Genomic DNA, 21,159 nt, shown 5'->3' on the forward strand with positions numbered 1-21,159 from the left:
GCGCAGCAGCGCGCGGTCGCGCAGCGCCTGGAGCAGCACGATGCGGTCAGGGAAGTACCGGTAGACCGTGCCGATGGACGCGCCGGCGCGCTCGGCGACCATTGCGGTCGTCAGGCGGTCGAATCCGATCTCGTCCACCACCTCCGCAGCGGCGTCGAGGAGGGCGTCGATCCGGGCGGCACTGCGCTCCTGGATCGGCTCCGTCCGCACGAGCGGCGCTCCGGCGGTGTTCTGTGCAGCGACCAGGTCGTTGATGGGCACGAGGGCGACTCCTTCTTTCTCTGTTCCACGATACGCGTGCGGGTCCCCAGCCCGGCGACGGTCCATTCCGTCGCGCTCTTTGGATCATATTGTGGAAATCTCACCTTTGTCGGGGAAATTCCTCCGACACACCGAAGAATCCTCACCCCAGATCTGGGGGCTGCGTCTGAGTGAACCTTCACTCCGTGAGAAACTGGAACATCTATGACTGCCACCCGAGCCAAGCGCGGCGCGAGCGTCGACCCGATCATGCACCGTGCCGCGCGCGTCGAGGACGCGTTCCACCAGTTCCGAGCCCGCCGCGCACGCAAGCGCGGCTTCCTGGCGACCGTCGTCCCGTACGCCGGTTACGGCTCCCCGACCTGGGTGCGCATCCTCGGCAGGGTCGTGCTGGCGAAGGAGCCGCGGCCCGGCAGCCGCGCCGAGCGCAAGCACCGCAAGCGCGAGGAGTCCATCCGCGGCTGGCGCTCGTTCATCAGCGTCCCGGTCGGCGACGTCACCGTCACGATCACGGTCGACGGAGCGCATCACGAGGTGCAGCCGGACCGCGGCGGCGTCATCGACACGGTCCTGCCCGTCCAGCTCAAGCCCGGCCTGCACACCGTGCGGCTCACGACGCCGGAGTCCGCTCGGGTGTTCGAGGCGCCGGTCTACATCGTCGACCCCAAGGCCACCTTCGGAATCATCTCCGACGTGGACGACACCGTGATGGTCACCGCGCTCCCCCGGCCCCTGCTCGCCGCGTGGAACACCTTCGTCCTGGACGAGCACGCGCGGGTTCCCACGCCCGGGATGTCGGTGCTGCTGGAGCGGCTCGCGGCGGCTCACCCCGGCGCCCCGGTCATCTACCTCTCGACCGGCGCCTGGAACGTCGCGCCGACGCTCACGCGCTTCCTCTCGCGCAACCTCTTCCCGGCAGGCCCGCTGCTGCTCACCGACTGGGGCCCGACGCACGACCGGTTCTTCCGCTCGGGCCGCGAGCACAAGCGCACCAGCCTCGCCCGGCTGGCCGACGAGTTCCCCGGGCTGAGCTGGCTGCTGATCGGCGACGACGGTCAGCACGACGAGTCGCTCTACCGCGAGTTCACGACCGAGCACCCCGGCAATGTGGCGGGCGTCGCCATCCGGCAGCTCTCCAACGGGGAGGCCGTGCTGGCCGGTGGCCGGTCGAAGGCCGAGAAGCACAGCGAGATCTCCGGCGCGCCGTGGGTCTACGCCCCCGACGGCGCCGGACTGAGCGACCAGCTCAAAGAGCACGGCCTGCTGCCCTGAGTCCGTCGTCGCTGTTCCCCTCCCCGTCCCCGGCCCCCATTCAGGACAGAAGCTGTCCGCTGTCTGGGCCAGACTGAGTCCATGACCTCCCGCGCCGACCTGCTGCGCCTGCGCCGCCTCGCCCACGCGATCGACGGCGACCGCGAGGCCTCCCCCGCCGACGTCGCACGGCGCATGCTCGCGGTCCAGGCGCAGGACTTCGCCGCGGGATCCTGGGCCCTCGGCCTCCGCACCACCGGCTCGACGCGCGCCGACGTCCTCGCCGACCTCGACGCCGGCAGGATCGTCCGCTCCTGGCCCATGCGCGGCACACTGCACTTCGTCCCGCCGGAGGACCTCCGCTGGATGCTGGGCGTCACCACAGGCCGCATGATCGCCGGCCTCACCGCCCGGCACCGCCAGCTCGAGCTCGACACGCCCGACTTCGCCCGCGCCCGCGACCTCGTCACCGAGGCCCTCGCCGGCGGCGGGCGCATCGGCCGCGCCGAGCTGATGGCGCTGTGGGAGGCCAACGGCATCGCCACAGCGGGCCAGCGCGGCTACCACCTCATCTACTACCTGGCCCAGACCGGCTTGATCTGCTGGGGTCCGACGCTGCGCACGCAGCAGGCGCTGGTGCTGCTGGACGAGTGGGCGCCGCACTCCCGGCAGCTCGAACCGGACGAGGCGCTGGGCGAGTTCCTGCTCCGCTACCTCCACGGCCACGGTCCCGCGACCGTCAAGGACTTCGTCTGGTGGACCAAGGGCACCGTCGCCGGCGCCAAGACCGCGCGCGCCGTCCTCGGCGACGCGATCACCGCGCTCGAGGTCGACGGCGTGGAGTATCTGCTCACGTCCGAGCTGGCCGACCGTGCAGCGGGACTCGCAGAGAGCCGGAGCGAGCGGGAGGCCGTCCACCTCCTCCCGGCCTTCGACGAGTACCTGCTCGGCTATCAGCAGCGCGACCTCGTGCTGGACGACGACCACTTCGAGCGCATCGTCCCCGGCGGCAACGGCGTCTTCCAGCCGATCCTGGTCGCCCGCGGCCGGGTGGTGGGGACCTGGCGGCGTGCAGCAGTGGAGATCGAGTCGTTCGCGCCGCTCACCGCGGGCCAGCAGCGTGCCGCCGAGCGCGCGGCGGCGGCGTACCGGCGTTTCGCGGCCTGACTCGCCGCACCGGCCGCACGGCTACGCTGGAGTCGTGCGTTCGATGTCCCGGGTCAAGCTGTCCCTCCCCGTGAACATCCGCTCGACCACCCGCACCCCGTTCCTCCAGGTCGCCAAGACCGCCACGGCGATGATCATCTCCTGGGGCCTGGCGACGCTGATCTTCCCGGGCGAGCTCCCGGTGTTCGCGACCATCGCCGCGCTGCTCGTCGTGCAGCCGAGCGTGAACCAGTCGGTCGGGCGCGCCCTCGAGCGCTCGCTCGGGGTGATCCTGGGCGTGGTCATCGCGTACGGGGTGGGCCTGGTCTTCGGCGACAACACCTGGATCGTGCTGCTCGCGATCGTCGCCTCCCTGGTGATCGCGTGGGCGTTCAAGCTGACGCCCGGCACGGCCAACCAGATCCCGATCAGCGTCATGCTGGTGCTCTCGCTCGGCGCCACGAACTCCGAGTACGCGGTCGCCCGCATCGTGGAGACCGTGCTCGGCGCGGCGATCGGCGTCATCGTCAACATCGCCATCGTCCCGCCCGTGCTCACCGTCCCTGCGCGCACGGCGGTGCTCGACCTCGGCAGGGAGATCGCCGCCACGCTCGACCGGCTCGCCGTCGCCCTGACCAGCCGGCCGACGTCCGGTGAGCGGGACGCTCTGCTCATCGAGGCGCGCCTGCTGCGGCCGATGGAGAAGAAGGCGGAGGCCGCGCTCACCTCCGCCGACGAGAGCCTCACCCTCAACCCGCGGCAGGCCAAGCACCGCGTCGTCCTGGAGCACGACCAGCAGCTCTTCGCGCGCCTGCGGCCGCTGATCACGCGCTCGCTGGGCATGACCCGGGCGTTCCACGACCACTACGACGACAGCCTCGCCGACGAGCCGACCATCGCGGCGATCGCGGACGAGCTGGAGCGCTCCGCCCACGACCTCCGGCTGCTGTCGCGCGACCCCGACGCAGCCGTCGTGGAGCCCGGCACCGAGACGGCGGGCATCCCCGTGCTCACGGCGCCGCTCGTCATCAGCACGCCGAACCCGCGGCACTGGGTGCTGATCGGCTCGCTCATGGAGGACCTGCGCCGCATCCACGCGGAGATCACCGGAGACGACGACGCCGCCTGAACCGCGGTGCGGTCAGGCGGCGTCGCGAATGTCGATCAGGCGGTGAGTGCCGCGACGGCCTCCGCCAGCGGCAGGGTCGCCCGCTCGCCGGTGCGGCGGTCCCACAGCTCGACTTCGCCGTCGGCGGCGCCGCGGCCGGCGACGAGCACGCGCGGGATGCCGATGAGCTCGGCGTCGCCGAACTTCACTCCGGGCGACACCTTGGGGCGGTCGTCCAGCAGCACCTCCAGGCCGGCGGCCTCCAGCTCGGCGGCGGCCTGCTCGGCCACCTCGAACGCGACCGCCTCGCGGCCGGCCGCGACGACGTGCACGTCGAACGGGGAGACGGCCGCAGGCCAGACCAGGCCCTTGTCGTCGTTGTTCTCCTCGGCGATGATCGCCAGGATGCGGGTGACGCCGATGCCGTAGGAGCCCATCGTCACGGTGACGAGCTTGCCGTTCTCGTCCAGCACCTTCAGCCCGAGTGCCTCGGCGTACTTGCGGCCGAGCTGGAAGACGTGGCCGATCTCCATGCCACGCGCGAGCTCGACGGGGCCGGAGCCGTCCGGAGCGGCGTCGCCCGGCTTGACCTCGGCGACCTCCACGGTGCCGTCCCAGGCGAAGTCGCGTCCGGCGACCAGCCCGAAGACGTGCTTGCCCTCGACGTTGGCGCCGGTGATCCAGCCGGAGCCGTCGACCACGCGCGGGTCGACGACAAAGCGGATGCCGGTGGAGGCCTCCTCGCCGAGCACGGGGCCTTCGGCCGACCAGGGGCCGATGTAGCCCTTCACCAGGCCGGGGTGCTTGCGGAAGTCGTCCTCGGTCGCGGCCTCGATCTCGGCCGGAGCGAAGGCGACCTCGGCGCGCTTGAGGTCGACCTCCCGGTCGCCGGGCAGGCCGACGACCACGAGCTCGCGCGTGCCGTCCAGGTGGATGAGCGCCAGGACGACGTTCTTGAGGGTGTCCGCGGCGGTCCAGGCCCGGCCGTCCGGGCGCGGGTGCTTCTCGTTGGCCACGTCGACCAGGGTCTGGATGGTGGGGGTGTTCGGAGTGTCGAGCACCTCCTGGGGCGTCAGCTTCTCATAGCCGCGCGTGGGCGGCGCCAGGGTGGTGAAGGCCTCCACGTTCGCCGCATAGCCTCCGTCCGAGCGCACGAAGGTGTCCTCGCCGACCGGGGTGGGGTGCAGGAACTCCTCGCTGCGGGAGCCGCCCATCGCACCGGCGTCGGCCTGCACGATGACGTAGTCGAGGCCCAGGCGGCTGAAGATGCGCTCGTAGGCGTCGCGCTGCGCCATGTAGCTGGTGTCGAGGCCCGCGTCCGTGTAGTCGAACGAGTACGCGTCCTTCATGGTGAACTCGCGGCCGCGCAGCAGGCCGGCGCGGGGGCGCGCCTCGTCGCGGTACTTGTCCTGGATCTGGTAGATCGACAGCGGCAGGTCCTTGTACGAGGAGTAGAGGTCCTTCACCAGCAGGGTGAAGACCTCCTCGTGCGTCGGGGCGAGCAGGTAGTCGGCGCCCTTGCGGTCCTTGAGGCGGAAGATGCCGTCGCCGTACTCCTCCCAGCGACCGGTGGCCTCGTAGGGCTCGCGCGGCAGCAGCGCGGGGAAGTGCACCTCGTGCGCGCCCGCGGCCGTCATCTCCTCGCGGATGATCTGCTCGATGCGCGCCTTGACCCGCAGCCCCAGCGGCAGCCACGCGAAGATGCCCGGCGCCTGGCGGCGGATGTAGCCGGCGCGCACGAGGAGCTTGTGGCTGGTCACCTCCGCGTCGGAGGGGTCTTCACGGAGGGTGCGGAGGAAGTAGTTCGTCAGGCGAGTAGGCACCGTTCCATGTTAGTGGTGCGGTGATGCGGCGCCCGCCGCGGGCGTCAGTGGCCGACGGTGACCGTTGGCTCGCCGGCGGCGACCTGCGCGTCCTCCATCTCGGCGGCGATGCGGTTCGCCTCCTCGATCAGGGTCGCGACGATCTCGGCCTCGGGGACGGTCTTGATGACCTCGCCCTTGACGAAGATCTGGCCCTTGCCGTTGCCGCTGGCGACGCCGAGGTCGGCCTCGCGGGCCTCGCCAGGGCCGTTGACGACGCAGCCCATGACCGCGACGCGTAGCGGCACGCTCATGCCCTGCAGGCCCTCGGTGACATTGTCGGCGAGCGTGTAGACGTCCACCTGGGCGCGGCCGCAGCTCGGGCAGGACACGATCTCCAGCTTGCGCTCGCGGAGGTTGAGCGACTGCAGGATCTGCAGGCCCACCTTGACCTCCTCGGCGGGCGGCGCGGACAGCGAGACGCGGATGGTGTCGCCGATCCCCTCCGAGAGCAGGATGCCGAACGCGGTCGCCGACTTGATGGTGCCCTGGAAGGCCGGACCGGCCTCCGTCACGCCGAGGTGGAGGGGCCAGTCGCCCCGCTCGGCGAGCTGGCGGTAAGCCTTGACCATCACGATCGGGTCGTTGTGCTTGACCGAGATCTTGAAGTCGTGGAAGTCGTGCTCTTCGAAGAGGCTGGCCTCCCAGACGGCGCTCTCGACGAGCGCCTCGGCGGTCGGCTTGCCGTACTTCTGCAGCAGGCTCGGCTCCAGCGACCCGGCGTTGACGCCGATGCGGAGCGAGACGCCCGCGGCCTTGGCGTAGGCGGCGATCTTGCCGACCTGGTCGTCGAACTTGCGGATGTTGCCCGGGTTGACGCGCACGGCCGCGCAGCCGGCGTCGATCGCCGCGAAGACGTAATTGGGCTGGAAGTGGATGTCCGCGATGACCGGGATCTGGCTCTTCCTGGCGATGATCGGCAGCGCCTCGGCGTCGTCGCGGCTCGGCACGGCGACGCGCACGATGTCGCAGCCGGAGGCCGTCAGCTCGGCGATCTGCTGGAGGGTCGCGTTGATGTTCGTCGTCGGCGTCGTGGTCATGGACTGGACGCTGACCGGGGCGTCGCCGCCGACCAGGACCTTTCCGACACGGATCTGACGGGACTTGCGACGGGGTGCGAGGGTCTCGGGGACCTTGGGCATCCCCAGGTTGATTGCTGCCACCCGACAATCCTACGCGGCCGAGTGGGAGACGGCTGGGCGCCGGGTGAACGCCGGGTATGCGGCGGTCAGCCGAACAGGTTGACCGGCTTGACGATGTCCGCGTACATCAGCAGCAGGCTCATCCCGCCGAGCACGACGACCACGGCCATCGTCAACGGCATCAGCTTGGCCATGTCCACCGGGCCGGGATCGCGGCGCTTGAACAGCTTCGCGATGGAGCGGCGGAAGCCCTCCCACAGCGCGCCCGCGATGTGCCCGCCGTCGAGCGGCAGCAGCGGGATCAGGTTGAACACGAACAGCGCGATGTTCAGCGAGGCGAGGATGCCGATCATCGTGTAGACCTTGTCGACCACCGGCACGCCGTCGAGGGCGGTCAGCTCCCCCGCCGCGCGGCCGACGCCGACGAGGCTGATCGGGCCGTTCGGGTCGCGCTGGCCGGAGCCGAACGCCGCGTTCCAGACGTCCACCATGCGCTGCGGCAGGTGGATGATCACGCCGACGACCGCGGTCGTCTGTGCGCCCACCGCGGGGAGGACGGACGTGATCGGCTGCGGGACGAGCTCCTGCACCGGGCCGATGCCGACGAAGCCGGCCTTCACGGTCTCGGTGCTGCCCCCTGCGGACTTCACGGCCTGCCCGTTCGCGTCGAGCTTGGCGACGGTGTTCGTCATCGGCGTCAGCACGACGGTCCGGTCCTGGCCGTCGCGACGGAGGACGACCGTCAGCGGCGTGTTCTCGGACTGCCGGATGATCGTCGTGGACTGCGCCCAGGAGGTCATCTTCTGGCCGCCGATGCTCACGATGGTGTCGCCGGGCTTGAGGCCGGCCGCCGCGGCGGGACCCTGCTTCGCGTCGGTGCCGCACGCCTGAGCGGCGCTCGTGGTCGGCTGGACGCACTGGCTGACGGTGCCGATGGTCAGCGAGTTCTGCGGCGTCCCGAACCCCATCAGCAGGACGCCGAACAGGACGACCGCGATCAGCAGGTTCATGAACGGCCCGCCGAACATGATGACGACGCGCTTCCAGACCGGCAGGCGGTAGAAGGTCCGGTCCTCCTCGCCCTCCCCCACCGTCTCGGCGCTGGAGGTGCGGGCGTCCTGCACCATCGCCTGCATGAAGCCGGTGGTCGCGTTGCGGCCGGCGCCGCCGTCCTTGCCGGGAGGGAACATCCCGATCATCGAGATGTAGCCGCCGAGCGGGATTGCCTTGACCCCGTACTCGGTCTCGCCGCGCTTGAACGAGAACAGCGTGCGGCCGAACCCGATCATGTACTGGGTGACCTTGACGCCGAACAGTTTGGCCGGCACCAGGTGGCCGATCTCGTGCAGCGCGATCGAGACAGCGACGCCCACCAGGATGATGACGACGCCCAGGACGAAGAGCAGCACGGAATCCACGTGGACAGGCTAGTCGCGGACTCTTGGAGACAGCCGCACGGTTCCTATGCGGGGCGTGTCCCCTACCGGCCGGCGAGGTGGGCGTCGGCGGTCGCGCGCGCCCACCGCTCGGCCTCGGCCAGCGACTCCAGCGTCAGCTCCCCGGCCGGCTCGTGCTCGTCCACGACGCGCTCCACTGTGTCCACGATGTCCAGGTAGCCGATCGAGCCCGCGTGGAACGCCGCCACCGCCTGCTCGTTGGCCGCGTTGAAGACCGCAGGGTAGGTCCCCCCCGCCACGCCGACGCGCTTGGCGAGCGCCACGGCGGGGAACGCCTCGCCGTCCAGCGGCTCGAACGTCCAGGCGTGGGCCTGCGTCCAGTCCAGCGGCGCGCCCACTCCCGGCACCCGGTCGGGCCAGCCGAGGCCGAGCGAGATCGGGAGGCGCATGTCGGGCGGGGACGCCTGGGCGATGGTCGAGCCGTCCACGAACTCCACCATCGAGTGGATGACGGACTGCGGGTGCACCGTGACGTCGATCCGGTCGTACGGCACATCGAAGAGCAGGTGCGCCTCGATGACCTCCAGGCCCTTGTTGACGAGCGTCGCCGAGTTGGTCGTGACGACGAGCCCCATGTCCCAGGTGGGGTGCGCGAGCGCCTGGGCGGGCGTGACGTCGCGGAGGGACTCGCGCGAGCGGCCGCGGAAAGGCCCTCCCGACGCGGTGAGCACCAGGCGCCGCACCTCGTCTGCCGTCCCGGAGCGGAGCGCCTGCGCGAGCGCCGAGTGCTCGGAGTCGACCGGTACGAGCTGGCCGGGCGCCGCCCCCCGCTTGACCAGCGCGCCGCCGACGATCAGCGACTCCTTGTTGGCGAGCGCCAGCATGGCCCCGGTCTCCAGGGCGGCGAGCGTCGGACCGAGCCCGACCGAGCCGGTGATGCCGTTGAGCACCACGTCGGCCTGCACGGAGTGCAGCAGCCGCACCGCGTCGTCCGCGCCGAGCGCCGTGTCGCGCACCCCGAACCGCTCCGCCTGCTCGGCGAGGAGGTCCGCGTTGCGCCCGGCGGTCAGCCCGACCACGTCGAACCGGCCGGGGTTCGCCGCGATGACATCGAGCGCCTGCGTGCCGATCGAGCCGGTGGACCCGAGGATGACGACGCGGCGCGCGGGCATCAGCGGCTCGTCTTCAGGATGTCGACCACGAACACCATTGTGTCGGTCGCCTTGATCGCTCCGGAACCCTGCGCGCCGTAGCCGTCGGCCGGCGGCACGATCGCGATCACCTGCGAGCCGACCTTCTGGCCCTCCAGGGCCTTCTGGAAGCCCTTGACGACGCCGGTGGTCTGGAAGGTCGCGACCTGGTTGCGGCTCCAGCTCGAGTCGAACATCTGGCCGTTCCTCCAGAGCACCCCCTTGTACTGGACGGTCACGGTGTCGCCGGACTGCACGACCTCGCCGTCGCCCTGCTTGAGCACCGCGATCTTGGTCTCGGTCGGCGGGTCGGCCTTCGGGATGGTGATGCTCGGCTCGCCGGTCTTGGCGTCGTCCTTCACCGTCGGGAAGCCGGGGGTCGGCGCGACCGCCTTGCCGTTCGCGCGCGTCGGGGCGATGTCGGCGATGTCGGCGACGAACACCACGGTGTCCTTCGCGGTCAGCTTGAGCTGCGAGATGTCGGCGTTGCCGAAGGCCGTCTTGGCCGGGGCGGTGAGCACGACGCGCGAGCCGACCGGGAGGCACTCGACCGCGCGCACGAGCCCGGGCACGAAGGTCTTGTCGTCGACGGTGATGGACTGGGTGGCCTGGCCGTCGAAGCCGGCCGGGGTCGTGAGGCTCTTGCCGGTGGTCCCGTTGTAGGCGGCGAGGGCGATGTCGATGCTGGAGCCGGCCTTGGCCTCAGCGCCCTTGCCCTTGATGACGACCGTGCGCTCCACGTCGCTGGTCTTCAGCGGCGCGGGGACCGTCACGTCCGGGGTCTTCAGGAAGCCGCCGGACACCTTGATCGAGTCGGACGAGGACCCCGACTTCACGTTCTGACAGGTTGCGGCCGCAGCGGTGCTGGACGCCGATGGACTGGGCGACGAGGAGCTGCAGGCGGCGAGGCCGGCGACGACGAGGGCGGCTGTGAGGACGGAAAGGGATCTGCGCACGAGGAGCCAGTCTGCCCCATCCACCTCTGTCCCCGCTGAACGGGCGCTTGAACAACGCCCATACGATGGAGGTCATGACCCGCGACTTCTCCGTCCCCCAGTCCCGCCACGTCGTCACAGAGCTCCCGGGCCCGCGCTCGGTGGAGCTGCAGCAGCGCCGTGTCGCGTCGGTCAGCCGGGGCGCTGGAACGCTTGCGAACATCTACATGGAGTCCGGCTCCGGCGCGATCCTGGTCGACGTGGACGGCAACCGCTTGATCGACCTGGGCTGCGGCATCGGCGTGACCACCATCGGCCACGCGCACCCTGCCGTCGCGGCGGCGGCCGCCGAGCAGGCCGCGAAGCTGACCCACACGCTCTTCACGGTCACGCCCTACGAGAACTACGTGCGCGTCGCCGAGAAGCTGGCCGAGATCACGCCTGGCGACTTCGAGAAGCACAGCATCCTGGTCAACTCCGGCGCGGAGGCCGTCGAGAACGCGGTCAAGATCGCGCGCAAGTTCACGGGCCGCCGCGCGATCGCGACGCTGGACCACGCGTTCCACGGCCGCACCAACCTGACGATGGCGATGACCTACCGCCCCTGGCCGGAGCGCGCGGGCATGGGGCCCTTCCCCGGCGAGATCTACAGCCTCCCGATCAGCTACCCGTTCCGCGACCCGGAGGGGATGACGGGCGAGGAGGCCGCCGAGCGCACCATCGACTACATCGAGACCCACATCGGCGCCACGGAGCTCGCGGCACTGTTCGTGGAGCCGGTGCAGGGCGACGGCGGCGTCATCATCCCGGCGCCCGGTTACTTCACGCGCCTCTCCGAGTACTGCACCGAGAACGGCATCGTCTTCGTCGCCGACGAGATCCAGGCCGGCATCGGCCGCACCGGCACCTGGTACTCGATCGAGCACCACGGCGTCGTGCCCGACCTGATCACCTCCGCCAAGGGCATCGCGGGCGGCTTCCCGCTCGCGGCGGTGACCGGCCGCGCCGAGATCATGGACGCGGTCCAGCCCGGCGGCATCGGCGGCACGTTCGGCGGCAACCCCGTCTCCACCGCCGCCGCGCTCGCGGTCTTCGAGGCGTTCGATCAGGAGGACCTGCTCGCCGAGGCGAAGCGCGTCGAGGCGGCGCTGTGGGCGCGGATCGGCGACTGGGCCGAGCGGTTCCCCGTCGTCGGCGAGGTCCGCGGCGTGGGCGCGATGTTCGGAATCGAACTCGTCGTGCCCGGCACGAAGAAGCCCAACCCGGACGCGCTGAAAGCCGTGCTCGCGCACGCGACCGCCAACGGCGTCATCCCGCTGGACGCCGGGAGCTGGGACAGCGTCCTGCGGCTCCTGCCGTCCGTCGTCATCAGCGAGGAGCTGATCGACGACGCGGCCACCGTCATCGAAGAGGCGCTCGGCCGGCTCGGCTGACCGCCCGGAGACGCCAGCCCATGCGCCTGCCCCCGCGCCCGTCCCTCAGACGGCTCGCCGCCGCGGTCCTCGTGACCGCGGCGGTCCTCGCGGCGCTGCCCGCGGTCGGCGGCACGCCGGTGGAGGACGCCAGGGCGGCGGCAGCACCGGGGGCAGCGGCGCCGCTCGTCGCCAAGCCCCAGCCGGCCTTCGATCCGGGCGACATCATCAGCGACGACAGCTTCTACAACCCGTACGCGATGACGGCCGGCCAGGTGCAGCACTTCCTGGACACCCGCACCTGCACCCCCAAGGACGCCTCCCCGTGTCTGGCGGACTTCCGCATGGACGTGCCGCGCACCCCGGCCTCGGCCGAGCGCTGCGCCGCCCTCCCGGCGCGGAAGGGCGAGCGGGCCAGCAGCATCATCGTGCGGATCGCGCAGGCGTGCACCATCAGCCCGCGCGTCCTCCTGGTGCTGCTGCAGAAGGAGCAGTCGCTGCTCACCACGCCGAGCGCGAGCGGCTACCAGAAGGCCACCGGGTACGCGTGCCCGGACACCGCCGCCTGTGACACCCGCTACTTCGGCTTCTTCAACCAGCTCTACCGCGCGGCCTGGCAGTTCCGGGAGTACACCGCGCACCCGGCCGACTGGCGCTACAAGGTCGGCGCCAACCGCATCCAGTACCACCCGGACGCCACCTGCGGGGCGAGCACGGTCAGGGTGGTCAACCAGGCGACGGCGAACCTCTACAACTACACGCCCTACCAGCCCGACAAGACGACGGTCGCCCAGCCGACCGGCCCCGGCGACAAGTGCTCCGCGTTCGGCAACCTCAACTTCTCGCGGCTCTACAACACCTGGTTCGGCGATCCGCGCAGTGTGCGGTACCCCGGGCTCCAGCTCCCCTGCCTGATCTACGCGGGAGGCTGGGGCTGCACGCCGCTCCGGCCGTTCGGCGAGTGACGAAACGCATGCCCCCCGGAGCATACGAACGGGACTACCCTCGTTCTGTGAGTCAGACAGCACCCGACGACGGGCACGAGGCGGAGGACGAGGTCCTCCCGCGCCCTGGACTGACCTACTTCATCGGTCGCCGCGTGGTCGCGCCGCTGCTGCGCCTCATCTACCGGCCGCACATCATCGGCGCCCGCAACGTGCCGCGCCACGGCAAGATCATCCTGGCCAGCAACCACTTGTCGTTCATCGACTCGCTGGTCATCCCGATGATCTCGCCACGCCGGGTGCAGTTCCTCGCCAAGTCGCACTACTTCGAGGGAACCGGCTTCAAGGGCGCGGTCTCGCGGTCGTTCTTCACCGCGATCGGCGCGGTCGGCGTCAAGCGCGGCGCAGGGCAGGCCGCCCAGGAGGCCCTGGAGCAGTCCCGCCGGATCATCGACACCGGCGCCGCGTTCGCGCTCTACCCGGAGGGCACCCGCTCGCTCGACGGCCGCCTCTACAAGGGGCGCACCGGCATCGGCTGGCTGGCGCTGACCACGGGCGCCAAGGTCGTCCCCGTCGGGCTGATCGGCACGAACGAGGTGCAGCCGGTCGGCGCGAAGTTCCCGCGCGTGCGCCGCATCACCATCGCCTTCGGCGAGCCGATCGACGTCGCTCATTACGGCCCGGCGGAGTCCGGCCGCGCGCGGCGGCAGGCAACCGACGAGATCATGGCGGCCATCCACGGCCTCACCGGCCAGGAGCTCGCCGGCACCTACAACGAGTCGCCACCCGCGAACACCGTCGAGCGCGTGAAACGCGCCCTCCGCCCCGAGCGCCTCTAGCGCCCTCCCCCGCCGCGATTCGTGCCGAATGTGCGCTTTGCGGCGCGCATTCGCGCGATTCGGCACGAATGCGGTGATGTGGTGATGTCGACATTCGTGCGGAATGTGGTGAAAGGGGCGCGCTTTCGCGACATTCGGCACGAATGTCGTGGCGGGGCGGTGTCGCGATTCGTGGCGAATGTCGCGCGCGTCAGGCGAGGGTCAGGGTCTCGGGGTCGTGGCCCACGGGGAAGTTGACGCTTGCGGCGATGAAGCACTTCTCCGCCGCGGGGGCGTGCAGGGAGGCCGCCAGCTCGGCCTGCGCGGGGTCGGCGATCGTCACCTTCGGGCGCAGCATCGCGCTCGTGAAGTGGCCTCCGCCGTTGTTCGTCTGCTCCATGACGCCCATCGCGGCGTCCGTGTAGCCGACGACGACGAGGCCAGCCCGCGCGGCCTCCGCCAGGTAGCTGAGCATGTGGCACTGGCTGAGCGCGGCGAGCAGCAGCTCCTCCGGGTTCCACCTGTCGCGGTCGCCGAAGAAGGCGCGGTCCGCCGATCCCTCGATGGGGTGCTTTCCCTCCGTGCTCACCGTGTGGTCGCGCCCGTAGGCCTTGTAGTCGCTGGTCCCCTCCCCGCGGTTGCCGGTCCACTGCAGGTCGATCGCATAGCGGTGCTCGAGCTTCATGGTTCGATTCTCGCACCCCGGCTAAACTGGCCATCATCATGACTGACACCCTGAGCACGCCCACGTTCACCGTGGAGCAAGAACGCCGCATCGTCACCGCCATCCCCGGCCCGAAGTCTCAGGAGCTGCATCAGCGCCGCCTCGCCGTGGTGCCGACCGGCGTGTCGTCGGCCCTGCCCGTGTACATCGCCCGTGCGAACGGCGCCATCCTGGTCGACGTCGACGGCAACCAGTTCGTCGATTTCGGCGCCGGCATCGGCGTGACCACGATCGGCCACACCGAGACTGCGGTCGTCGCGGCCGCCGCGGAGCAGCTTCAGGACGTCATCCACACGCTCTTCACCATCACCCCGTACGAGGAGTACGTGCGCGTCGCGGAGCTGCTCGCCGCGCACACGCCCGGCGACCACGCCAAGAAGACCGTGCTGGTCAACTCCGGCGCGGAGGCCGTCGAGAACGGCGTCAAGATCGCCCGCAAGCACACCGGCCGCCGCGCCGTCGCCGTGCTGGACCACGCCTACCACGGCCGCACCAACCTCACGATGGCCATGAACTACAAGGCGATGCCGTACGCGACCGGGTTCGGCCCGTTCGCCGGCGACGTCTACCACGCGCCCAACTCCTACCCGTACCGCGACGGACTCAGCGGCGCCGAGGCGGCCGCGCGCACCATCGCCTACCTCGAGAAGGTCGTCGGCGCGACCGACCTGGCCTGCCTCGTCGCCGAGCCCATCCAGGGCGAGGGCGGCTTCGTCGTCCCGGCCGAGGGCTACCTCACGGCGCTGCAGGAGTGGTGCACGGCCAACGGCGTCGTCTTCATCGCCGACGAGATCCAGAGCGGCATGGCCCGCACCGGAGCGTTCTTCGCCAGCGAGCACTTCGGCCTCGTGCCCGACCTGGTGCTGAGCGCCAAGGGCATTGCGGGCGGCCTCCCGCTGGCCGCGGTCACCGGTCGCGCCGAGATCATGGACTCCGCCCAGCCCGGCGGGCTCGGCGGCACCTTCGGCGGCAACCCGGTCGCCGCTGCGGCCGCCATCGCGGTGTTCGAGCAGATCGAGAAGGGCGGCCTCCTCGCCCACGGCGCGCGCATCGAGAAGGCCCTCAAGCCGGCGCTGGAGACGCTGCAGCAGAAGTACAACATCATCGGCGACGTGCGCGGCATCGGAGCGATGGTCGCGATCGAGCTCGTCCAGCCCGGCACCGGCGAGACCACCAAGGTCCCGAACCCGGAGGCCGTGAGCGCCATCATCGCCTACGCGGCGCAGCGCGGCATCCTGTTCCTCAACGCCGGCACCTTCGGCAACGTGCTCCGCTTCCTGCCGAGCCTCGCCGTGAGCGACGCGCTCATCGCGGACGCCCTGTCGGTCCTCGACGACGCCTTCGCCGCACTGTGACGGCGGAGGTCTTCGGAACCGCGGAAGCGGTGGAGTTGGCGGTCGTCGAGCGCAGCGGGTTCGTCGAGTCCCGGCACGCTGGCTCGGCCGTCGTACTCGGCCCGGACGGCGACGTCGTCCTGTCCCTCGGCGCGCCGGAGAAGCCGGTGTTCCCGCGCTCCTCGCTGAAGCCGTTCCAGGCCGTCGCGGTCATGGGCGCGGGCGTGACGCTGGAGGGCGCCGGCGCCGTGCTGGCGACCGCGAGCCACGCGGGCACGCCCGCGCACATCTCGGTGGTCCGCGGGCTGCTCGCTCAGGCCCAGCTCACCGAGGATGCGCTGCACTGCCCCGCCGACTGGCCGCTCGACAGCGCTTCGCGCGAGAACGCGATCCGCGACGGCGCCCAGCGCAGCCCGGTGTTCATGAACTGCTCGGGCAAGCACGCCGCGATGCTGCTGGCCTGCCGGGTGAACCACTGGCCGCTGGAGAGCTACCTCAGCCAGCAGCACCCGCTGCAGCAGCACATCCGCGACACGACGGAGCGGCTGACCGGCGAGAAGGTCGTCGCGACTGGGATCGACGGCTGCGGCGCGCCCGTGCACGCCATGTCGCTCCTGGCGCTCGCCCGCGGCATCCAGCGGATCGGCACGGCGTCGGAGGGCTCCCCCTTCGCGCTCTTCCGCAACGCCGCAGTGCTGCGCACCGCGGTGCTCGCCAACGGCTGGGCCATCGACGGCCCCGGCCGCGCCAACAGCGTCGTGATCGACGAGCTCGGCGTCTTCGCCAAGCTCGGCGCCGAGGGCGTCATGGTGATGGCGGCGCCGGACGGCACGACCGTCAGCCTCAAGGTGCTGGACGGCAGCCTCCGGGCGGCCTCCATCGTGGCCTTGTCGCTGCTGGCCGACACCGGCGCCATCGAGCGCGCCGCGGTGGACGCCGTCGCCCCGAAGCTGGACCTCGCGGTCCTCGGCAACGGCGTCCCCGTCGGCGAGATCCGCGCCTCCTACACCCGCTGACCCCCGGTGCCGAAGGGCACGTTGTTGTCACTTCCGGGCTCGAAAAGTGACAACTACGTGCCCTTCGGCAGGGTGGGTGAGGGTTACTGGGTGCGGGCGAGGCGCTTGGCGCGGGCGGCGGCGGTGAGCTGCGAGATCAGCACGACCAGGATGGTCAGGATGAAGACCGCCGACGCGATCACGTTCGCCTGGGCCGGGATGCCGCGCGACGCCGCGATGTAGATGTACATCGGGAACGTCGTCACCGCGCCGGCGTTGAAGTTCGTGATGATGAAGTCGTCGAAGCTCAGCGAGAACGACAGCAGCGCGGCCGACAGGATGCCCGGCAGCAGCAGCGGGAACGTGATCCGCCAGAACACCGCGTTCGGCGAGCCGTACAAGTCGCGGCCGGCCTCCTCCAGCGCCGGGTCGAGCGACGCGACGCGTGCCTTCACCGTCACCACCACGAAGCTGATGCAGAACATGACGTGGGCGATGATGATCGTCCCGAAGCCCTTGTTGACGCTGAGGCTCAGGAACTGCGCCGCCAGGCCTGCGCCGAGCACGACCTCCGGGCTCGCCATCGGCAGGAACAGCAGCAGGCTGGTCTGCGACCGGAACCGGAAGCGGTAGCGCATCAGCGCGATCGCGATCATGGTGCCGAGCACCGTCGCGATCACCGTCGAGACGATGCCGATGATGATCGACGCAGTGAACGCGTCGCAGATGCCGGCGGCGTCGCAGACGTTCGTCCAGTTGCGAAGGGTGAAACCGCGCCAGGCGATGTTGTTCTTGATCGCGTCGTTGAACGAGAACACGAACGTGTAGACGATCGGGATGAGCAGGAACGCCAGCGCCAGGAAGGCGTAGACGCCGAGCCCGAGGCCCTGGAACCGGAACCGCCTCCGCGGAGCGGCCGGGGTGGCGGTCCGAGCGGTCGTCGTCGTGGTCGTCACAGCAGGTCCTCCGTCCCGCTCCGCCGCACGTAGAACCCGACGATCACCAGGATGACGGCCATCAGGATGACCGACATCGCGGCCGCCGCCGGATAGTTCTGCAGCACCAGGAAGTTGCTCTCGATGACGTTGCCCATCATCGAGGTGTCGGCGGCGCCGAGGAAGTCCTGCGACGCGTTGATGTAGTCGCCGGCGGCCGGGATGAAGGTCAGCAGCGTCCCGGAGACGATTCCGGGCATCGACAGCGGGATGGTGACCTTGCGGAACGTCATCCAGTTGCTCGCGTAGAGGTCGCGGCCCGCCTCCAGCAGCCGGGTGTCCAGCCGCTCCAGTGTCGAGTACAGCGGCAGCGTCATGAACGGGATGAAGTTGTACGTCAGACCGAAGATGACCGAGAACGGCGTGCCCGTGATGTGGGCGTCCGGCGGGAGGATGCTGATCGCCTTGAGCGAGCTCGCCACGAAGCCGTCGTCGCTGAGGATCGACTTCCAGGCCAGCGTCCGCAGCAGGAAGCTGATGAAGAACGGTGCGATGACCAGCGTCATCAGCAGGTTCTGCAGCACAGGCATGGAACGCATCTTCACGCCGATGAAGTACGCCAGCGGATAGCTGATCACGAGCGCCGCGGCCGTGGCGATGAGCGCGTAGCCGAACGAGCGCAGGATCTGCGGCCAGTACTCCGAGATCGCGTCGGTGTAGTTCTGCCACTGGAACGCCGCGACGTACTGCCCGATGTCGCCCTCCGGCGCCGGAGCCTGGAACGAGGTGATGATCAGCGAGACCAGCGGGGTCAGGAAGAACAGCACCAGGTACAGCACGCCGGGCAGCAGCAGGACCAGTGCGATCCCGGACTTCCGCCGCGCCGCGGGCTCCTGGTCCTGGGTGGCGGGAGGCCCGGTGAAGGCGGCGATGGCCATCTACGCCTCCTCCAGCTCGGAGAGCAGCCGCTCCTTCGCCTGCGCCGCCACCGCCTGCGTGTCGGTGTCGTCGGCGAACTTCCCGTCGGCCGGCGGCTCGTCGGCCAGCACGAACGTGTGGGAGGCCTCCCACGACACGCAGACCTGGTCGCCGAAGCCGGCGGCCGGGCCGCTCGCGAGGTTCTGCGCGAAGACGATCACGGTGCCGATCCCCGGCACGTCCACGAGGTACTGCGTGCTCACGCCGCTGAACGAGACGTCGATGACCCGGCCGGGGCCGAGCCGGTTCGCGCCGGACGGGATGGTGTGCTCCCCCGCGTGCAGCGTCAGCTTCTCCGGGCGGACGCCCACGGTGACCGTGCCGGAGCTGCGCTGGGCGCGCGACCGCGGCACCTGGATGCGGTGGCCGGCGACCTCCACGCCGAGCGTGTCGCCCGCGCTGTCGAGCACGGGACCCGCGAAGAGGTTCGACTGGCCGAGGAAGTTCGCCACGAACACCGTCGACGGCAGCTCGTAGAGCAGCTCCGGCGCGCCCATCTGCTCGATGCGGCCCTTGTTCATCACCGCGACCGTGTCGGCCATCGTCATGGCCTCCTCCTGGTCGTGCGTGACGTGCACGAAGGTGAGGCCGACCTCGGTCTGGATGGACTTGAGCTCCAGCTGCATCTGGCGGCGGAGCTTGAGGTCCAGCGCGCCGAGCGGCTCGTCGAGCAGCAGCAGGGCCGGCCGGTTCACGACCGCGCGGGCGAGCGCGACGCGCTGCTGCTGACCGCCGGAGAGCTGGGACGGTCGCCGCGCCGCGAGGTGGTCGAGCTCGACCAGCCGGAGCGCCTCGTGCGCCTTGGCGACCGGGTCGCCGATGCGGCGGCGGCGGAGGCCGAAGGCGACGTTCTCCAGGATGGTCATGTGCGGGAAGAGCGCGTAGCTCTGGAAGACCGTGTTCACCGGCCGCTGGAACGGCTTGGTGCTGGTGACGTCCTTCCCGCCGATGAGGATGCGGCCCTCCGTCGGCTCCTCCAGCCCGGCGACCAGCCGCAGCGTCGTCGTCTTGCCGCAGCCGCTCGGGCCGAGCAGGGCGAAGAACGACCCGGCGGGGATGGTCAGATCGAGGCTCTCGATGGCGGTGAAGCCGGGGAACCGTTTGGTGATGCCGACGAGCTGCAGGTCGGCGCCGGACTCGGCGAAGACTCCCTTCGGCATCAGGCCCCCAGGATCACTTTCTGGAACGCCGTCTGGTACTTCTGCTCCTCCGCGGGCGTGAGGGTGCGGAAGATCTTGACCTTCGACAGGGTGTCGCTGTCCGGGAAGATGAGCTGGTTCTCCGCCAGCGTCGGGTCGATCTTCACCGCGGCCTCCTTGGCGCCCTGCACCGGCGTGATGTAGTTCACCCACGCGGCGACCTCGGCGGCGACCTCCGGCTCGTAGTAGTAGTCGATCAGCTTCTGGGCGTTGGCCTTGCGGGGCGAGCCGATCGGGATGACGAAGTTGTCGCTCCACAGGGTGCCACCGGCCTCCGGGATGGCGAACTGCCAGTTGTCGCCGGCCTCGGCGTTGAGCTGGGTGATGTCGCCGGACCAGCAGATCGCGGCGAGGGTGTCGCCGGACTTCAGGTCGTTGAGGTACGAGTTGCCCTTGATGTTGCGGATCTGGCCGTCGTTGACCTCCTTGGTCAGCGTGTCGATGGCCTTGTTGTAGTCGTCGTCGCTGAAGTGCTTGGAGATGTCCACGCCCTGCTGCAGCAGGAGCAGGCCCATCGTGTCGCGCATCTCGCTGAGCACGCCGACCTTGCCCTTGAGGTCGGGCTTCCAGAGGTCGTCGATGGACTTCAGGCCGTTCGGGAGCTTCGACTTGTTCCAGCAGATGCCGGCGAAGCCGCTCTGCCACGGCAGCGACTTGGTGCGGCCGGGGTCGAAGTCCACGTTCACCAGGTTCGGGGTGAGGTTCTTCTTGTTCGGGATGGCCGAAGCGTCGAAGCTCTGGACGTAGCCGAGCCGGATCCAGCGCGCGATCATCCAGTCCGTGAGACACACCGTGTCGGCGCCGATGTCCTTGCCGAGGGCGAGCTGGTCCTTCACCTTGGCGTAGTACGTGTTGTTGTCGTCGACGGCGACGTCGTACTTGACCGACATCCCGGTCTGCTTCTGGAAAGCCTCCAGCGTGGGGTACTTCCCGTTCGCGTCCTGGTCGAGGTACGCCTGCCAGTTGGCCCAGGTGAGCGTCTTGTCGGTGGACGACTGGTCCTTCGCCGGTGTCGGCTTGCCCGACGCGCCGCCGGTCGAGCAGGCGGCCAGTGCGAGCGCGGCGGCGCCGGCGGTCGCACCGGCCAGCAGACCGCGGCGGGTGAGCTGGGACGCGCGGGCGGACTGCACCAGCTGGCGGATCATCGGGTCATTCGGGAGTGGCCTGGATTTCACTGCGGAGCTCCTTCTGGTGAATCTGGTGGTTCCGGGAGGATCGATCCGCCGGAGCACGTCTCTGTGCCGCCGCGGTGGGTCGATCCTGGCATACGACCGGTGCGATTCGCACCCTTGAGCGCGCGAATCATCCATTTGGAAACATGATCGTCACGAAATCCGTTCCGATTCGTCCGAAAGACGAGGGAAATCGCACACAGCGTGCAGCGCGCGGATGAGCACCGAGACGAACTGACGAAATCGGCCCCGATCGGAGGCCGAATTTACGGAATCAGCACGATGGTGAACGAATTGCTATCGAAATCCTCCGTGAAGAAAGCTAAGGTGAAGTCGAACCCATCACGTCGAAGTGT

Annotated in this window: 19 protein-coding genes; 8 read left to right on the plus strand and 11 right to left on the minus strand. The window is 70.0% G+C overall.

The genetic code is table 11. The annotated features are described in order from the left end of the window. A partial coding sequence (locus ACFQ9V_RS18405) for a helix-turn-helix domain-containing protein (RefSeq protein ID WP_382460566.1) occupies positions 1-261 on the minus strand: 261 nt, incomplete at its 3' end. Positions 262-465: 204 nt separating this feature from the next. On the opposite strand from ACFQ9V_RS18405, the gene ACFQ9V_RS18410 reads away from it, so the two are divergent. The 3 genes from ACFQ9V_RS18410 (at position 466) to ACFQ9V_RS18420 (ending at position 3,787) form a co-directional block, all read left to right on the plus strand. Next, positions 466-1,533, plus strand: coding sequence for an App1 family protein (locus ACFQ9V_RS18410; RefSeq protein ID WP_382460567.1), 1,068 nt, complete (start codon positions 466-468; stop codon positions 1,531-1,533). A gap of 81 nt (positions 1,534-1,614) precedes the next feature. After that, complete coding sequence (locus ACFQ9V_RS18415; RefSeq protein ID WP_382460568.1) at positions 1,615-2,679, plus strand: winged helix DNA-binding domain-containing protein; 1,065 nt, start codon at positions 1,615-1,617, stop codon at positions 2,677-2,679. Between the two features lie 43 nt (positions 2,680-2,722). Further along, complete coding sequence (locus ACFQ9V_RS18420; protein ID WP_382460596.1) at positions 2,723-3,787, plus strand: aromatic acid exporter family protein; 1,065 nt, start codon at positions 2,723-2,725, stop codon at positions 3,785-3,787. A gap of 35 nt (positions 3,788-3,822) precedes the next feature. On the opposite strand, the gene ACFQ9V_RS18425 is transcribed toward ACFQ9V_RS18420, so the two are convergent. The 5 genes from ACFQ9V_RS18425 to ACFQ9V_RS18445 form a co-directional block, all read right to left on the minus strand. Next, positions 3,823-5,589: a proline--tRNA ligase gene (locus ACFQ9V_RS18425; RefSeq protein WP_382460569.1), complete on the minus strand. Its 1,767-nt coding sequence runs from the start codon at positions 5,587-5,589 to the stop codon at positions 3,823-3,825. Positions 5,590-5,633: 44 nt separating this feature from the next. Then, positions 5,634-6,770 (minus strand): flavodoxin-dependent (E)-4-hydroxy-3-methylbut-2-enyl-diphosphate synthase, encoded by a 1,137-nt coding sequence (ispG, locus tag ACFQ9V_RS18430; protein ID WP_382460597.1) that lies wholly within the window; start codon positions 6,768-6,770, stop codon positions 5,634-5,636. Positions 6,771-6,856: 86 nt separating this feature from the next. Then, on the minus strand, positions 6,857-8,188 hold the full coding sequence (locus ACFQ9V_RS18435; protein ID WP_382460570.1) for a M50 family metallopeptidase: 1,332 nt from the start codon (positions 8,186-8,188) through the stop codon (positions 6,857-6,859). Positions 8,189-8,250: 62 nt separating this feature from the next. Beyond that, complete coding sequence (gene dxr, locus ACFQ9V_RS18440; protein WP_382460571.1) at positions 8,251-9,339, minus strand: 1-deoxy-D-xylulose-5-phosphate reductoisomerase; 1,089 nt, start codon at positions 9,337-9,339, stop codon at positions 8,251-8,253. Beyond that, positions 9,339-10,313, minus strand: coding sequence for an FKBP-type peptidyl-prolyl cis-trans isomerase (locus tag ACFQ9V_RS18445; protein ID WP_382460572.1), 975 nt, complete (start codon positions 10,311-10,313; stop codon positions 9,339-9,341). The genes dxr and ACFQ9V_RS18445 overlap by 1 nt, the downstream gene beginning before the upstream one ends. Positions 10,314-10,378: 65 nt before the next feature. On the opposite strand from ACFQ9V_RS18445, the gene ACFQ9V_RS18450 reads away from it, so the two are divergent. From ACFQ9V_RS18450 to ACFQ9V_RS18460, 3 genes are read left to right on the plus strand one after another with little or no spacing between them, the layout of a single operon-like run. Next, positions 10,379-11,725, plus strand: coding sequence for an aminotransferase class III-fold pyridoxal phosphate-dependent enzyme (locus ACFQ9V_RS18450; RefSeq protein ID WP_382460573.1), 1,347 nt, complete (start codon positions 10,379-10,381; stop codon positions 11,723-11,725). A 20-nt stretch (positions 11,726-11,745) separates the two neighbouring features. Beyond that, complete coding sequence (locus ACFQ9V_RS18455) at positions 11,746-12,669, plus strand: hypothetical protein (RefSeq protein WP_382460574.1); 924 nt, start codon at positions 11,746-11,748, stop codon at positions 12,667-12,669. An 8-nt stretch (positions 12,670-12,677) separates the two neighbouring features. Continuing rightward, positions 12,678-13,487 carry a lysophospholipid acyltransferase family protein gene (locus tag ACFQ9V_RS18460; protein ID WP_382460575.1) on the plus strand — a complete coding sequence of 270 codons (810 nt, stop codon included), beginning with the start codon at positions 12,678-12,680 and terminating at the stop codon, positions 13,485-13,487. A gap of 190 nt (positions 13,488-13,677) precedes the next feature. Here ACFQ9V_RS18460 and ACFQ9V_RS18465 read toward each other — a convergent pair whose 3' ends face one another. Next, positions 13,678-14,151: an OsmC family protein gene (locus ACFQ9V_RS18465; protein ID WP_382460576.1), complete on the minus strand. Its 474-nt coding sequence runs from the start codon at positions 14,149-14,151 to the stop codon at positions 13,678-13,680. Positions 14,152-14,189: 38 nt separating this feature from the next. Here ACFQ9V_RS18465 and gabT point away from each other — a divergent pair, with 38 nt between their 5' ends. Both gabT and ACFQ9V_RS18475 read left to right on the plus strand, forming a co-directional pair. Then, complete coding sequence (gene gabT / locus ACFQ9V_RS18470; RefSeq protein WP_382460577.1) at positions 14,190-15,545, plus strand: 4-aminobutyrate--2-oxoglutarate transaminase; 1,356 nt, start codon at positions 14,190-14,192, stop codon at positions 15,543-15,545. Then, positions 15,542-16,540: an asparaginase gene (locus ACFQ9V_RS18475; RefSeq protein WP_382460578.1), complete on the plus strand. Its 999-nt coding sequence runs from the start codon at positions 15,542-15,544 to the stop codon at positions 16,538-16,540. Before gabT ends, ACFQ9V_RS18475 begins: the two co-directional genes overlap by 4 nt. An 83-nt stretch (positions 16,541-16,623) precedes the next feature. Here ACFQ9V_RS18475 and ACFQ9V_RS18480 read toward each other — a convergent pair whose 3' ends face one another. From ACFQ9V_RS18480 to ACFQ9V_RS18495, 4 genes are read right to left on the minus strand one after another with little or no spacing between them, the layout of a single operon-like run. Next, a complete protein-coding gene (locus tag ACFQ9V_RS18480; protein WP_382460579.1) occupies positions 16,624-17,475 on the minus strand; it encodes an ABC transporter permease in 852 nt (283 codons plus the stop codon). Next, the gene (locus ACFQ9V_RS18485; RefSeq protein WP_382460580.1) at positions 17,472-18,392 is read right to left on the minus strand and encodes an ABC transporter permease; all 921 of its coding nucleotides are present in this window, start codon (positions 18,390-18,392) and stop codon (positions 17,472-17,474) included. Before ACFQ9V_RS18485 ends, ACFQ9V_RS18480 begins: the two co-directional genes overlap by 4 nt. Next, entirely contained in the window at positions 18,393-19,592 is a 1,200-nt protein-coding gene (locus tag ACFQ9V_RS18490; RefSeq protein ID WP_382460581.1) for an ABC transporter ATP-binding protein, read from the minus strand. Then, on the minus strand, positions 19,592-20,806 hold the full coding sequence (locus tag ACFQ9V_RS18495) for a PotD/PotF family extracellular solute-binding protein (protein ID WP_382460582.1): 1,215 nt from the start codon (positions 20,804-20,806) through the stop codon (positions 19,592-19,594). Before ACFQ9V_RS18495 ends, ACFQ9V_RS18490 begins: the two co-directional genes overlap by 1 nt. Positions 20,807-21,159: the final 353 nt, after the last annotated feature.

Origin of the sequence: Leifsonia sp. NPDC056665 (assembly GCF_042791795.1) — a bacterium.
Taxonomy (GTDB): domain Bacteria; phylum Actinomycetota; class Actinomycetes; order Actinomycetales; family Microbacteriaceae; genus Leifsonia.